At 59.7% G+C, this 13,122-nt stretch carries 17 protein-coding genes and 2 tRNA genes; 18 read left to right on the top strand and 1 reads right to left on the bottom strand.

Going from position 1 to position 13,122, the window contains the following annotated elements; translation table 11 throughout:
- The first annotated feature begins 126 nt into the window (after positions 1–126).
- The 11 genes from ACFQ6H_RS27360 to ACFQ6H_RS27310 all read left to right on the top strand — a co-directional run bounded on the left by ACFQ6H_RS27360 (position 127) and on the right by ACFQ6H_RS27310 (position 5,111).
- Positions 127–510 (top strand): hypothetical protein, encoded by a 384-nt coding sequence (locus tag ACFQ6H_RS27360; protein WP_378649929.1) that lies wholly within the window; start codon positions 127–129, stop codon positions 508–510.
- 117 nt (positions 511–627) lie between these two features.
- Entirely contained in the window at positions 628–855 is a 228-nt protein-coding gene (locus tag ACFQ6H_RS27355) for a hypothetical protein (protein ID WP_378649927.1), read from the top strand.
- A complete protein-coding gene (locus ACFQ6H_RS27350; protein ID WP_378649925.1) occupies positions 845–1,234 on the top strand; it encodes a DUF3310 domain-containing protein in 390 nt (129 codons plus the stop codon). Before ACFQ6H_RS27355 ends, ACFQ6H_RS27350 begins: the two co-directional genes overlap by 11 nt.
- The gene (locus tag ACFQ6H_RS27345) at positions 1,231–1,467 is read left to right on the top strand and encodes a hypothetical protein (RefSeq protein ID WP_378649923.1); all 237 of its coding nucleotides are present in this window, start codon (positions 1,231–1,233) and stop codon (positions 1,465–1,467) included. The genes ACFQ6H_RS27350 and ACFQ6H_RS27345 overlap by 4 nt, the downstream gene beginning before the upstream one ends.
- A gap of 83 nt (positions 1,468–1,550) precedes the next feature.
- Positions 1,551–2,681 (top strand): hypothetical protein, encoded by a 1,131-nt coding sequence (locus tag ACFQ6H_RS27340; protein ID WP_378649921.1) that lies wholly within the window; start codon positions 1,551–1,553, stop codon positions 2,679–2,681.
- Positions 2,682–3,026: 345 nt separating this feature from the next.
- Positions 3,027–3,524, top strand: coding sequence for a 3'-5' exoribonuclease domain-containing protein (locus ACFQ6H_RS27335; protein ID WP_378649892.1), 498 nt, complete (start codon positions 3,027–3,029; stop codon positions 3,522–3,524).
- Positions 3,521–3,766, top strand: a complete 246-nt coding sequence (locus ACFQ6H_RS27330) for a hypothetical protein (RefSeq protein WP_378649890.1) — start codon at positions 3,521–3,523, stop codon at positions 3,764–3,766. Before ACFQ6H_RS27335 ends, ACFQ6H_RS27330 begins: the two co-directional genes overlap by 4 nt.
- Positions 3,759–4,331, top strand: coding sequence for a hypothetical protein (locus tag ACFQ6H_RS27325; RefSeq protein ID WP_378649888.1), 573 nt, complete (start codon positions 3,759–3,761; stop codon positions 4,329–4,331). Before ACFQ6H_RS27330 ends, ACFQ6H_RS27325 begins: the two co-directional genes overlap by 8 nt.
- A 207-nt stretch (positions 4,332–4,538) precedes the next feature.
- The gene (locus tag ACFQ6H_RS27320) at positions 4,539–4,784 is read left to right on the top strand and encodes a hypothetical protein (protein ID WP_378649886.1); all 246 of its coding nucleotides are present in this window, start codon (positions 4,539–4,541) and stop codon (positions 4,782–4,784) included.
- Between the two features lie 101 nt (positions 4,785–4,885).
- Positions 4,886–4,955 (top strand) — tRNA-OTHER (locus ACFQ6H_RS27315).
- 83 nt (positions 4,956–5,038) lie between these two features.
- A tRNA-Asn gene (locus ACFQ6H_RS27310) sits at positions 5,039–5,111 on the top strand.
- Positions 5,112–5,242: 131 nt separating this feature from the next.
- Here ACFQ6H_RS27310 and ACFQ6H_RS27305 read toward each other — a convergent pair.
- Positions 5,243–6,097 (bottom strand): hypothetical protein, encoded by an 855-nt coding sequence (locus tag ACFQ6H_RS27305; RefSeq protein WP_378649884.1) that lies wholly within the window; start codon positions 6,095–6,097, stop codon positions 5,243–5,245.
- A gap of 726 nt (positions 6,098–6,823) precedes the next feature.
- Here ACFQ6H_RS27305 and ACFQ6H_RS27300 point away from each other — a divergent pair.
- The 7 genes from ACFQ6H_RS27300 (at position 6,824) to ACFQ6H_RS27270 (ending at position 13,079) form a co-directional block, all read left to right on the top strand.
- Positions 6,824–6,982, top strand: a complete 159-nt coding sequence (locus tag ACFQ6H_RS27300) for a hypothetical protein (RefSeq protein ID WP_378649882.1) — start codon at positions 6,824–6,826, stop codon at positions 6,980–6,982.
- Positions 6,983–7,564: 582 nt separating this feature from the next.
- A complete protein-coding gene (locus tag ACFQ6H_RS27295) occupies positions 7,565–7,729 on the top strand; it encodes a hypothetical protein (protein ID WP_378649880.1) in 165 nt (54 codons plus the stop codon).
- 6 nt (positions 7,730–7,735) lie between these two features.
- On the top strand, positions 7,736–8,284 hold the full coding sequence (locus ACFQ6H_RS27290) for a PE-PPE domain-containing protein (protein WP_378649878.1): 549 nt from the start codon (positions 7,736–7,738) through the stop codon (positions 8,282–8,284).
- A 128-nt stretch (positions 8,285–8,412) separates the two neighbouring features.
- On the top strand, positions 8,413–8,982 hold the full coding sequence (locus ACFQ6H_RS27285) for a helix-turn-helix domain-containing protein (RefSeq protein ID WP_378649876.1): 570 nt from the start codon (positions 8,413–8,415) through the stop codon (positions 8,980–8,982).
- A complete protein-coding gene (locus tag ACFQ6H_RS27280; RefSeq protein WP_378649874.1) occupies positions 8,975–10,249 on the top strand; it encodes a PBSX family phage terminase large subunit in 1,275 nt (424 codons plus the stop codon). The genes ACFQ6H_RS27285 and ACFQ6H_RS27280 overlap by 8 nt, the downstream gene beginning before the upstream one ends.
- Positions 10,250–10,265: 16 nt before the next feature.
- Positions 10,266–11,912: a phage portal protein gene (locus ACFQ6H_RS27275; protein WP_378649872.1), complete on the top strand. Its 1,647-nt coding sequence runs from the start codon at positions 10,266–10,268 to the stop codon at positions 11,910–11,912.
- A gap of 3 nt (positions 11,913–11,915) precedes the next feature.
- Positions 11,916–13,079 carry a phage minor capsid protein gene (locus tag ACFQ6H_RS27270; RefSeq protein ID WP_378649870.1) on the top strand — a complete coding sequence of 388 codons (1,164 nt, stop codon included), beginning with the start codon at positions 11,916–11,918 and terminating at the stop codon, positions 13,077–13,079.
- The last annotated feature ends 43 nt before the right edge of the window (positions 13,080–13,122 follow it).

Raw genomic sequence — 13,122 nt, 5'->3', positions numbered from 1 at the left:
GGTGTGGAACCGGCGCCGCTACCTGGAAAAAGACATTCAGCACGTCGGGAACTCACACGTTCGGGTGGTCGTCGGCAACGGACTCACAAACAGCTACGCACCGTCCGACGAGGTGACAGTCGAACCATGAGGGCCGCGACACTGGACCTCCCATTTTCGGCGCCGCCGTTGTCGATGAACGATCGCGGCATGACCAAGGGCGCTGCGATGGCGAAAGCCGCCAAGGTGAAGGACATTCGGGAAATCGCATGCATCCTCGCCAAAGCTGCCGATCTGCCCAAGGATCTCGACTACGTGGTGTGCGAGCTGCATTACCAACCGCGGGACAACAGGCGCCGCGATACGGATAACCTCACGGCCACCGCGAAGCCGATTTATGACGGCTTAGTCGATTTCGGTCTTGTGCCGGATGACATCCCTCGTTGGATGGCAAAGCGGGAGCCAGTCATCCGCAAAGCAGTCAAAGGCGAGAAGGGCCGCATGTGGCTCGAAATCAGCTGGAGGAACTGATGGAACCCTTCGCTTGGATCTTCGCGGCATTCGTGATCGCCACCCTGGCCTACGCGATCTTCAAAGACGACGACTGGGTTAGCGGTGGCACCGTTTAAGTCGTCCCGAAATCTGCGGATGAAACCGAAACCTAAAGCGCCAGGCGTCGCGGTGCCAGACCCGCCGCAGCAGTCGGAACCAACAGACCTGCGGTATCTCGACTATGACCGCATCCAGGTCATGCCTGACGGACGGTACTGCATCGGTGACCCCGACAATCCCGAACTCATTCTCGAACCAGCGCACACCCCCGAACGCGCACCCCACACCATCGACATCCACGAAAGGACACCCCATGCCCACTGATGTTCAGCGAGCAACTACAGATCTACGGCAGCACCCTCACGCGCAGTTCTTCCGCGACAACCCCACCTTCGAACCAGTGTCTGCCGGGCCGATTGGACCTGCCGGCGTCATGGCCCGGCTCGGGCCGGAGCCTTCAACAGAGTCGGCTCCTGATCTGGTGAATCATCCGCCGCACTACACATCTGACCCGTCTGGCGTGGAGTGCATTCAGATCACACGGCACCGGAACTTCAACATCGGCAACGCCATCAAGTACCTGTGGCGCAATGGGCTGAAAGAGTCCGCGAGCCAATCGCCGCTCGACAAGCAGATCGAAGACCTCCGCAAGGTCGTGTTCTACGTCAACGACGAGATCAAACGACTGGAGGCAACGCGGTGAGCCTTGCAGCGACATTGGAACGTGCCGACACTGCTACGTCGTCGGTGGAGGTGTGGCTGTCGAAGCAGTCCGAGGAGGAACGCGGCTACTTCGATGAGTACCTGCGCCGAAACCTCGACGACCCGCAAGGCTGGCCGGTGACGGTTCTGCATGCGGCATGCCGAGATCGCGGCCTAACCATACGTACGACCGCATTCCGCGACTACTGCCGAACCCGAAAGGCGAACCTTTGAGCCTCGCAGCAACACTCGATGCACAGCCTGTGAATAACCCTGTGGGTAAAGGGACTATCGACGTAAGCGCAGACGGCGCCAAAGTGAACAACGTCGTAATCGAAGGCCAACTCAACGGAGACTGGACCCGTGTCTTCGACCTCTTCAACCTCGACGCCACACAGTTCGAAGTAGTCGACGACACCGTCCGGATGTCCACCTGGCAGCAGTCAGCACGCGCGAAAGACGGCACCAGAGACAGCATCCAGCTCTACTCCTACAGTGCACGGTTCCGGCGGGTTACTCGTGACATGATCCCTGTGGGGACTGTCGAATCGTGGCGTAAGGCGCTTCAGTCGGTGAAGGACCGGCCGACACGCAAGCGGAAGACTGTCACTGTCCTTGCAGCGACGTACACCGTGTTCGTTGCGGATCCGCAGCTTGGGAAGAAGAACACCGAGCAGGCTGTCGAGAATTGGAAGCGCGGTGTCCTCGGGCATGTTGCGGCCATCGAGGCCTTGATTGCGCAGGGCCGCGCGCCGTCGGGGATTCACGTCGCGTTCATGGGTGATGAGACGGAGGGTGTGTGCAATAACTATGGCAATCAGCCGCACACGATCGAACTGAACATGTCTCGGCAGTTGGAACTCGACTATGACATGAGGGTGTGGACGTTCCGCCAGTTCGTCTCGTTCGGCTTGCCGATCAGCGCATCGTCTGTCATATCGAACCATGGGGAGTACACCCGTAACGGATCGAAGGAACCCGTCACAACACAGGGCGACAACGCATCTACACACATCGCCCGCCAGGTGCAGAAGCTCTTCCAGGAGATCGAACCCTTCGGCGGCCCGCACATCGACTGGACCATCGGTGGTGGCGACCCAGCAGTCCTGGTGAACCTGTCCGGTGTTGCCAGCTACTTCTCCCACGGCTACATCGAGAAAGGCAAAGGAGGATCCACCGAGATCCGAACCAAGACCGCCATCGAACGCCAAATCCTCGGCAAGACCGACACACTCGGCACCGTCCCTCTGTATTTCATGGCGCACTACCACCACTTCTACACCAACGAATTCGAAGGCCGCACCCTGTTCGGAATGCCGGCGCTCGAAGCGGAACGATCTTCGGAGTACATGCTGAACCAGTATGGCGTGTGGTCACCGCCGGGGATGTTGGGAATGCTGGTGGGGGAGCACACCACGCGACGTTGGTCCGATCTGAGTGTTCTGTGAATGAGTTGGTTCCGCTGGACAGCGGATTGCCTTCGGGTTCGGTTCAGCTGTTCGACCGGGATTGGAATCTCGTCGCGACGAAGCCTGAGAGGCAGTCACTGCAGGATTTCGTCGCGGAGCATGTGAAGCCGGGGGAGTCGTTGCCGCTGAGGATCGACCGCCCGAACTGTGGTCGGTGGACAGGCCGCGCGGAAGTCAAAGTCGAGATGAGTCGAGACTACGAGCACCTGAAGAAGATGACTACGTGGCCGGAACCTCAGCAGGGTTGACTTCGGGGAATCTAGCTGTGGGCGTTGACTTCTACGGATCTGGGGATCGGCAGAATTCCGCTCATAGGGTTTGTCCATGCGCTACTTCTACGACACCGAATTTATCGAAGACGGCAAGACGATCGACCCGATTTCCATTGGCATCGTTGCCGAGAACGGCCGCGAATACTATGCGGAGAGCGTAGATGCGCCGTGGGATCGGATCGTGAAGCATGACTGGCTGATGGCGAATGTTGTGCCGCAACTTGAACGCGAGTCAATGCGTAAGCGTCGCAGCCAGATCCGTGATGAGGTCTCGGAGTTCCTGAAGCCACGTCACAAGCGCGACCAAGTAGAACTGTGGGCGTGGTTCGGTGCCTACGACCATGTGTGCCTGGCGCAGTTGTTCGGGACGATGATGGACTTCCCGAAGCATGTGCCGATGTGGACGAATGACTTTCGGCAGGAAGTCCATCGACTCGGCATCGGGAAGATGCCCGCACAGCCGGCGGGACTGCACAACGCGCTCGCTGATGCGAAGCACTTGAAAGCCAATTTCGAATACGTCGCGGAAATCGTGGAGGGTAACCGATGAGCGATCTGGTGTTCTGGCAGAAGCCGGGCGAAAACTATGTGCGCGTCGGGGAAGCGAAGGGCTTCCGATACGCGGATCGTTTGGACTTGAGTGAGTGGGATCCGTTCTATCAGCCAACATCGTGGTTCGATAGTACGTGCGGGGCGCGCTTACTGCTGGACCGCGTGTGCGATGTGAAGCGGCACGGTCGCATCGAAACGGTATCCGTGGCGTCGCTGCGTGAGGTGGGCTCTCGTGACTGACGATGACCGCCAGGCAGTAATCGAGTTGATTCGTGAGTCCCCTCGACAGTTGTTGGAGATTCAGCAGCACATCGCACCGACGCACAGGCGGGGGAGCGAAGACGGTTCGTCCCATGCGAAGCCGTCGTCCCGCCCGCCGCTGAACATCGATCCTGTCGACGCTATCCAGGCAGAGTCCGCTGAAATCGTCTACTGGTCAAGGATCTACGGATTCCGAAGCAGGGGAACGATCGGTCAACGCATCGAATATCTCTACAGTGTGGACATTCCGGACTGGGATCTGGTGAACATTCTGGAACGATGGATGCCGATCCGGAATGCTCATCGCAAGCTGTGGCCTACAGGCTATGAGCGCGTTTGGATTACGGAAGCGGAGGCGGTCGGTGTGACCGGCCGCAAGCCTCGCACGTTGGTGGACTGGCGGGGCAAGGTCGAGGGTCTCGCGCGCCGTGATGAATCGGCGTGGATGTACCACCGAGGGAAACTGCTGGAGATGGTTCGTGCTACGGATCTCGCTGCACGGGAACGCATTCAATCGATTACAAATGCGCAGGTCGCGGCGTAAATGTATGGCGCTGAGTAATGTTGTTCTTATGTAATTGATTCCACCACATGCTCGCCCCGCTTCCCGGTTCTGGCCACCGGTTGAGGCGGGGCGTTTTACTTCCCATCCTCGTGTGGGTCCAGTTTGCGCGGCTGGGGTATCAAACCGGCCACTGACCCCCGACAGTGAGTTTACGAAATTTCGGGGGCACAACAACTTAGGGGAGTCATGGCCTCGGGTAAGCCCACCATCCAGCAGCGTGTGATGAACTGCTACGCCCGCGAACGCGAAATCTTCGCGACACTCTCCACGGATATCGAGGTGGAAGAGTTAGAAGCCGACGTTGCGGTGAACGGTAAGACGATCGCAGCGAACGCGAAGGTGATCATGACCGGCATGCGCGTCTCTCATGACTGCATCCCGACGACGAAACGATCCGCCGAATCCCAAAACTGGGCGTCGTACGGACGATAGGACTTGGCAGTGGCCCCTCCGGGGTGAAACTGCCACGCGGGCTGCCTTTCCATGGATGTGGGCGGTCCGCCTCGGCCTGGGTATGCCACGAACTGCCCACTTCCCCTGTAGCTCAGCGGCCTAGAGCGACCGTGATTATCGGAGACGCCCGTTCGAATCGGGTAGGGGGAGCGGGTGGCGACTCCACTTACGCCCGACTGCCGGAGCGTCATCTGGCAATGCCGAACATGCGTTAACGGCGCGGTCCGGCCCAATCCGAATTAACTCAGTTGGCAGAGTGCCCGGTTGTTAACCGGAGAGTCCCTGGTTCGAGCCCAGGATTCGGAGCAATCGTTCGGCCGGCCACAACACAATCGGGAGCGGGCCGGATTTCCACTGTTCCTGACATCCGCTCCGAGGGATGTCAGGTGTTCATCGAAAGATAGGACCGCGGCACGGAAGGTCGGCTGCGAACCGAACTACGGGACTTTGACTACCTTCCCAGAGCTGAACAACTCGACCAATGTCGCGGCAACCATCACCGCAGTCTCTGCTTCCTCCTGGGACACCGGTGGTGGGGGAGGAGTGGCGCCACCATGCCGATCGTGCTGGCCGGTCCAGAGCATTTGCATCATCCCAAGGAGCACGTCCCGGGGCTCTGCGTCGGGATGGACACGAGTGTGCGGGAGCCTCCACTTGGTAGTGCTTCGAAGATCGCTAATCATTGTCCCAAGCGTCGTCAAGTCATTCTTCGGGCTCACAACTGGCTTACCTGCGTCTTCGACTGCCTTAACAGCAAGAGAATACGCGCGTGATGGATCAGGGCTAACCCCATAAGCAGCGTGATATGCCTCAGCCAGACGCATTCCTGCATGTCCACGGTTGGCGATCGTTGCTCGTACTGCTGCATCGGTCCCTTCGTTGATTCTGCGGACGAGTCCCGGATATCCCGATCGCTGCCCGACCGTCCACGCCGATCCGCTCTCCAGGAGAATGCGAGTTAGACCACCCACGTTTCCAAGACTGCAGGCAAGCGCCGCGTCGATGAGTTGCCACTCACGATCCATATTTTCGTATTCATTTAGATATGCTGAGGCGGCGTTCGCGGCGGTTGTGGTGTTTGTTATCCCAAGTGGACCTTCCTCCCTAAGCCTCCTTTCGATCGCGCGGATGGCACTCATTTCTACGTAGGGTGTTCCCGGGCCCCTGGCCATCGCGAGCTTCAGCCAATCAAGCAACGACGGGCGCAACCATGGAGTGATCTCCTCATGCAGCACGGTGTGATCGTTGGTGTCACCTGCATCGACGCCCAATGGCAGCCATGTATCGGTCATCTGCGGATTATGCACGACCGGTCGGACAGTTTGACCGTTGATTCCTCAGGTCAGTGAGTCAGGCTGCTTCGTATTCGAACATGCCGCGCGTGGCGATTTCTCCGTGAATGCGATGAATGTCGTATTCGAGGGCGGCTACATAGAGCGGATCCGCGAACGGGACGAGCGCACGAGATCCACGTATTCAGCAGACAATGCGCAGTACAAGTCTGCGAGCTCGTCATTGGCCATGCCCTGTAGTGGGTTCATGGCGTGACCTCCAATGTGCGTGCGCCACCGCTGCTGCTCGACGGTCCGCGCGACTGTTCGATATCAACAGTTACTCGCCAGTTTACGGCGCACGCCCGGTGAAAACAATCCTCCAAACGGTGGGCAACACCACCCCACAAACCGAAGGACCCCCTTTGAAGCCCTCCATAGGTCGGATCGTTCAGTACGCATCGAAGAACTGCGACGGCATCATCTCGCCCGCCATCGTCCTCCGAACCCGCGCAACCACCAACGTCGACGTGATCGAACGCTGGGGACCATCGCCAGACGGCACACTCTCGGGTAAGGGCAGGCCAGCAGACTTGGTGCCGGAACTACCTGACGATTTCACTGTGGATCTACTCGTCTGGGGCCTTGGTGGTGACTACCGCGAATACGCAGTGCCGTACGACTCGGCCAACCTAGTGCCTGGCGAAGTAAACGCGCCGCGCACTTGGATCTGGCCGCCTCGTGTGAGTGGCTACTCGTCGCGATCGCACTCATCCGAGGATGGGTTATCTGACTGCGGACGGCGAAGCGTCGTACCGGCTTGTCGATGTACCAAACGCGTCGTCGGGCTGGCGGGTGCGGAAATCGGCGGTGGCGCTGGATGCCGTCGCGCTTCCCACCATCTGAACAGAAGTTCCCAGATTGGCGGGCCGTCCACTCTGGCAAAGGTTCTCGCGAGGGCTCGACTGATTGGTCTGGCCAAGCCCAAGTACGCCCACCCAACCACGAGCATGAAGACGGCCACAGGCTTGTCGGAATCCGCGGCCAGGGGTGAATTCGAAATGATCAGCGCGAATAATAGAGCCGATGAAGCAATAGACAGAAAGCCTAAGCAGCGAACGGTCTTTCGCCAGGCTGCAGAGCCGGCAGGCTCCGAACTCTGTCGCTCCAGCTCATCGATGTACAAGGCTAGCCGACTATCCAGCGACATCTGAAGTTTCACACTCGCTGGACTATCCGTGAAGACCGTACGTAGTTCAGCATCTGCGATTAATTGCGACCGTAGATCTCTAGATTCGATTCGCCGGAAGAACATAGCTGCTATCCCCCCGATGAAGGGGCCAATAAACGCTACTGACAGCGCGATGATCCACGGCATCTGTTGCCACCAATTCATGCAGCAAGTGTGCCTTATCGAGAATCCAAATCTCTCACGAGGTTGCATGCCGACTAAATCGCGCTGAATCACACAACTACCCAGGAGCGAATGTGGCCGACGCCCGCACTACCGCAGAAGTACTCGCCGCCTACCGCGACGAACTCCGGGCTGCGAAGTTCAGCACCAAACAGGTCGAGGGGCTCATATTCATGGCAGCGGAAGCGTTGATCTACCCGCTTGCTGACGACAGAGGTACGAACCTCCGAGTGAAGTAGGTCGCTGTGCGCGGTCTAATTGTGGCCGCGCTTGTCGCGGTGATCCTTTCGTTCGGCGGTATCGCTCAGGCCCGCAACGTGATCGTGGTCGACGGCACCAGCAACAGTGGCGCAGTCCTGCTCGCACCCGACATCCAACCCGGCGACACCGTCACCTACGTCCGATATCCGGCAACGGTGTTGTGGCCCAGCTACAACCACTCAGTCGAAGCGGGGAAGCAGGCGTTGCGTGAGGCCATAGCCGACGCACCCGAAGACACAGTCGTCGTTGCTTATTCACAGGGCGCGAGGATCGCAGGGGATGTCCTCGCCGAACCGGAAACCGTTGGCGTGACCGGCGTCCTGTACTCCGACCCACGCCAAGCCGGCGCTGGAATCGAAACCCAGCTGCCGTTCAACCTCCCCGGCGCAACCATGACCGGCGAACGAAACCCATTCGTCGTCCCCGTCGAAACGCACTGCATCCCTCGGGACGGCGTGTGCGACTGGAACAACGACAACCCGCTCGGATCCATCATCGGCTACCTGAAACACCACCAGACCTACTTCCCGTAGGCCACACACTTCCCTCCCCACTCCCGCACGCACCACAAACGCTGGCGGTCGAAGTGCGGGAGGGAACCAGCTTTCCCCAACCGGGGATCACGACGCCAGGAGCGTCGATCACCCGCAAGGGGCACCACATGGCAATCAGCGAACAACGCCGTGAACGCATGGCACAAGCACTCAAACTGCGCGCCGACAACTGGACATACCAACGGATCGCAGACCACCTCGGCATCAGTCGAACCCAAGCCTTCGAAGACGTAGACGGAGCGCTCAAAGAGATCACCACCGAACCCGCCGCGCTCACACTCAAATTCGAACTCGACCGACTCGACGAAATGCAGCGACCACTCAACGAAGTGATCCGAGCAGTCGACGTTATCCGAGAATTCGAAGCCGAAACACTCCGCGTGGCATCGCTGGAGATGGCGGAACCTGACCACAAGAAGGACCAGGCGCAAGTCGAACGCGACTACGACCGCGAACTTGAAACCACCATCAAACGTACCGACGCGGCCCTCGAACGACTCTTCCGTGCCGTCGACCGATCCCTGAAGATCCAGGACCGACGCGCCAAATACTTGGGCCTCGACAACGCACCCGCACCCGACAACAGCGGCGAAGCGCGCGAAGACCTCCAGACTCTGCACAACGCGATCCTCAGCGCAGCAGAGCAATTCGGAGCCGCACAGGACACCGATGAGTGACCCCAAGCCCGGAATGAGCCCCAAACAGATCACCTCATACGCCCAAGCAACAGGGCGCGTGAACATCTTCGAAGGGTCCATCCGCGCCGGCAAAACATTCTCGTGGCTCCTACTCCTACTCTTCAAGATCGCGGCCGCCGGCAAGCACGGCGCAATCGTCATCGTCGGCAAGAACCGGGACTCGATCTACCGCAACGTCTTCGAACCAATCGAGACGATCGCAGCATTCGCGCCATTCGCGAAACACGTCCACTACCGACAAGGGTCACCGACCGCCCGGATCTTCGGGAAGTCGGTCCACGTCATCGGCGCAAACGATGCGAAGGCAGAGAACAAGATCCGCGGCATGACCATCCAGCTCGCATTCCTGGATGAGGTCACCGTCCTGCACGTCGACTTCTTCAAACAGTTGCTCGGCCGCATGTCCGTCAAGGGCGCACAGTTGTTCGGGACGACGAACCCCGACAACCCGAACCACTGGCTGAAGAAGGAATACCTCGACCGCATCGGCAAAGTCGACGACGACGGTGAGCAGTTGCTTCCGGGATGGAAGCGGTTCCACTTCACCATCGACGACAACCCGTCGCTGGAAGAGGACTACAAGGCGTCGATGCGACGCGAGTACGTCGGGTTGTGGTTCAAGCGATTCATCCTCGGCTTGTGGGTTAGTGCTGACGGCGCGATCTACGACACGTTCGACGAAGACCAGCACGTCATCCCGCACGATCAGTTGCCGAAAATGCAGCGTCTCGTCGCGATCGGCATCGATGTGGGAGCGAACCACCCCACCGCCGGAACGGTCATCGGCCTCGGCTGCGACAACCGCCTGTACGTGGTTGCAGAGTGGGCGCCCGGAATCTCCACGGACTCCAAGCTCGCGGACTCCCTCGACGAGTTCCTCCCACAAGTGCAAGAGACCTATGGATCGATCCTCGAAGGCGTCTACGTCGACCCCGCAGCACTGTCCATGAAACTGGAACTCGGGGAACGCGGCTACACCGTCTACAACGCATCGAACAAGGTGCTCCCCGGAATCCGCACAGTCTCATCGCTTCTCGCCGACGGCCGACTGAAGATATCCGACCGCTGCACGAACCTGATCGACGAGATCCCCGGCTACGTCTGGGACCAGGCGGCAGCCGACGCCGGCGAAGACAAACCCGTCAAAGAGAACGACGACTTCTGCGACACCCTCCGCTACGCGCTGCAGTCCAGTCGGTTCATCTGGCAGCACTACATGCAGGACCCCATCCGCGAAAACACCTAACCACCAAGGAGTCCGAGTGAGCTTGCCTGACTCCAACACCATCTGGCCGCCCAAACCTTTCGATGACCTGATCGCCTCCATCGCTGAACAGCAGGTGTGGTGGGAAGGAATTCCGGAAGGCCTCGCCAACTATTACGGGCAAGGGCAGGCACGCCGGAAGTCCGCTGGGTTCGACCTCGGCGGCATTGGTGTCAAGGTGTTTTGGGGGAAGAAGGACACGCAGCAGCACGTCACGTCGCGGCTGCATCTTCCGATCCCCGCGGATATTTGTGCGACCTCGGCGAACCTGTTGTTCGCGGATGGGCCGAAGTTCCTGATCCCGGACCTGACGACGACGCCGGAAGCGACAGACGAGAATCCTGAACCGGAACCTGTTGTGGACCCGGTGAAGCGGGCCGCGCAGGATCGCGTCGACCGGATCTTGAACACTCCGAACATGCACGCCGCGTTCCTTGTTGCAGCGGAAACGTGTGCAGCGCTCGGTGGTGTGTGGCCACGCATCGTGTGGGATGGCGAGTTGACGAAGAACGCGTTCATCGACTTCGTGGATCCGGACCGCGCGATTCCCGAGTTCAAGTGGGGCCGCCTGCAAGCGGTCACGTTCTGGTCAGAGTTACCGTCCACGGACAAAGCCGTGTGGCGTCACCTCGAACGGTACGAGGCCGGCAAGATCTGGCACGGTCTCTACAAGGGCACCGACGACCACCTCGGCCGCGTCATGGCACTCGACGATCATGCGGCGACAGCGAAGATCAAACTCGGTTCGTTCGGATTCATCGCAACCGGATCCGATTCGATTGCCGCCGGCTACATCCCGAACCAGCTCCCGAACCCGGCGTGGCGACTCGTCCCGGCGCTTCGGCACCTTGGCCGGTCGGACATCTCCGACGACCTCCTCGGCTTGTTCGACCAGATCGACGAGGCATATTCGTCCCTGATGCGGGACCTCAGGCTGGGTCGTGCTCGGGCGTTCGTGTCGGAGAACTTCACGAAGGTCGGCAAGGCGGGGCAGGGCGCTTCGGTCGACAATGACCGCGAGCTGTACCAGATCCTCGCAAACGCTCCTGGCAAGGACGGCACGTCGTCGGGGTTCTTCGAAGTGAAGCAGTTCGAGATCCGGGTCGAAGAGCACCTGCAGATCATCGATGCTTTGACGCGTGAAGTTCTGCGGCGTGTTGGATACAGTCCGTTGACGTTCGGTTTGTCGGAAGGCAACTCGGCGGCGACCGCCACTGAAATCACAGCGAAGACAACGGCATCGAACAGTACGCGAACGGCGAAGCATCGCCTGTGGGGTAACACCCTGACGCGGTTGTCTCGGACACTGTTGGAGATCGACGCGGCGCAATTCAAGACCGGCGTGAAGGTCGACGAGGATCTACAGATCCAGTGGCCACCGGTACGCGAATCCGCCTACAACCGTTCGTTGACGGCGAAGGCATTGCGCGAAGCGAAGGCCGCATCGACGGAAACGATTGTTGCTCTGGTGAACCCAGACTGGGACGCCGAGGCAGTTCAGACCGAGACTGAACGCATCCTCAACGAGGACCGCATGACGTTCGCGGACCCATTCGGAATGCCGCCAGATCAGAATCCGAACGATACAAGCGACCCCAGCGAATCGGGCGGGTCCGAGATCGAAGTGGGCGACGACAAGGAGTAGACGGTGGCGCTAGATCCGATTCTGGCGGCCCGTCTCGCTGAAGCGATTGGCGATGTCTATGCCGATGCTGAAGTGACCTTGATGAAGTTGATAGCCGATCGCCTGTCACGTGGACTTGAATCGCCGCAGTGGGCGGAGCGGCAGATGATCGAAGTGCAGCACCTTCGGGCTGACGCCCGTGCTTATGTGTCGCACGTCGATCGAGTGGCCGCCGCAGAGATCCAGACAGCGATCGGTACCGCGCACCACCGAGGTGCGCAGGCCGCGCAGAAAGATATCGACGCAGTCCGGGAACAACCCGTCACCTTCGGTGCGTCCGGCGTCATCGATACCCATGCTGTAGCCGCATTGGCTGCCGAGTCGATTCAGACTGCACGGGTAACGAACTCGTACATTCTCCGGTCCACCGATGATGCGTATCGGCGTGCGATCGCTGAGGTCTCCGGTCGTGTGATCACTGGGACGCAGACGCGGCAGCAGGCAGCGCAGCAAGCGTTGAACAATCTCGCCAGGCGCGGCATCACGGGTTTCGTTGATGCCCGGGAGCGTGAATGGTCGGCGTCATCGTACGTCGAGATGGCACTGCGAACTTCGACGCACCGCGCGCTCATCCAAGGCCACACCGACCGCCTGCAGTCTGCCGGATTTGACCTCGTACTCATCTCATCTCACCCGAATCCGGCACCGATGTGCCAGCCCTACGAGGGCAAAGTGTTGTCCCTGTCCGGGAACGTGGTCGGTGACGTTGTTGTACCGAACGCCCTCGACGGCACACCGATGACCGTCAATGTTTGGTCATCGATGGCGGAAGCCGAACTGAATGGCCTGCATCACCCGAATTGCCGGCATACTCACACGCTGCTGGTTCCGGGTGCTTCGCAGCCTGTGGTGGCTCCGTATGACCCTCAGGGGTATATGGATTCGCAGAGGCAGCGCTATTTGGAGCGTGGTGTTCGTCGGGCTCGTGAGCATCAGGCGGTGCAGTTGACGGCTGCGGATAAGAAAGCTGCTCGTGCTCGTGTGAAGACGTGGCAGGACCGCGCGAAGGAGCATTCGGAGCGGACGGGTATTCCTCGCCGTTTGGATCGTGAACGTGTCCGTGTTGGTGATCCCAGTTTGGCGGACGCCCCCAAGTTGGTTGGCGCTCGTATCGCCGGAGTGGAGTAGTTGTGACGGTTTTCGTTGAGCCTTTGGGTGATATTGCTGGTTT

The sequence above is a fragment of the Rhodococcus sp. NPDC056506 genome (assembly GCF_042794945.1).
In the GTDB taxonomy this organism is placed as follows: Bacteria; Actinomycetota; Actinomycetes; order Mycobacteriales; family Mycobacteriaceae; genus Rhodococcus_F.
The sequence above is the reverse complement of the archived record's forward strand: the minus strand, read 5'-3'. Positions and strand labels throughout refer to the sequence as shown.

Bases quoted from the DNA above. Each gene is read 5' to 3' on its own strand.
- ACFQ6H_RS27350 (WP_378649925.1), top strand. From the start codon at position 845: ATGCCCACTGATGTTCAGCGAGCAACTACAGATCTACGGCAGCACCCT.
- ACFQ6H_RS27360 (WP_378649929.1), top strand. From the start codon at position 127: ATGAGGGCCGCGACACTGGACCTCCCATTTTCGGCGCCGCCGTTGTCG.
- ACFQ6H_RS27320 (WP_378649886.1), top strand. From the start codon at position 4,539: ATGGCCTCGGGTAAGCCCACCATCCAGCAGCGTGTGATGAACTGCTAC.
- ACFQ6H_RS27280 (WP_378649874.1), top strand. From the start codon at position 8,975: ATGAGTGACCCCAAGCCCGGAATGAGCCCCAAACAGATCACCTCATAC.
- ACFQ6H_RS27330 (WP_378649890.1), top strand. From the start codon at position 3,521: ATGAGCGATCTGGTGTTCTGGCAGAAGCCGGGCGAAAACTATGTGCGC.
- ACFQ6H_RS27285 (WP_378649876.1), top strand. From the start codon at position 8,413: ATGGCAATCAGCGAACAACGCCGTGAACGCATGGCACAAGCACTCAAA.
- ACFQ6H_RS27305 (WP_378649884.1), bottom strand. From the start codon at position 6,097: ATGACCGATACATGGCTGCCATTGGGCGTCGATGCAGGTGACACCAAC.
- ACFQ6H_RS27335 (WP_378649892.1), top strand. From the start codon at position 3,027: ATGCGCTACTTCTACGACACCGAATTTATCGAAGACGGCAAGACGATC.
- ACFQ6H_RS27355 (WP_378649927.1), top strand. From the start codon at position 628: ATGAAACCGAAACCTAAAGCGCCAGGCGTCGCGGTGCCAGACCCGCCG.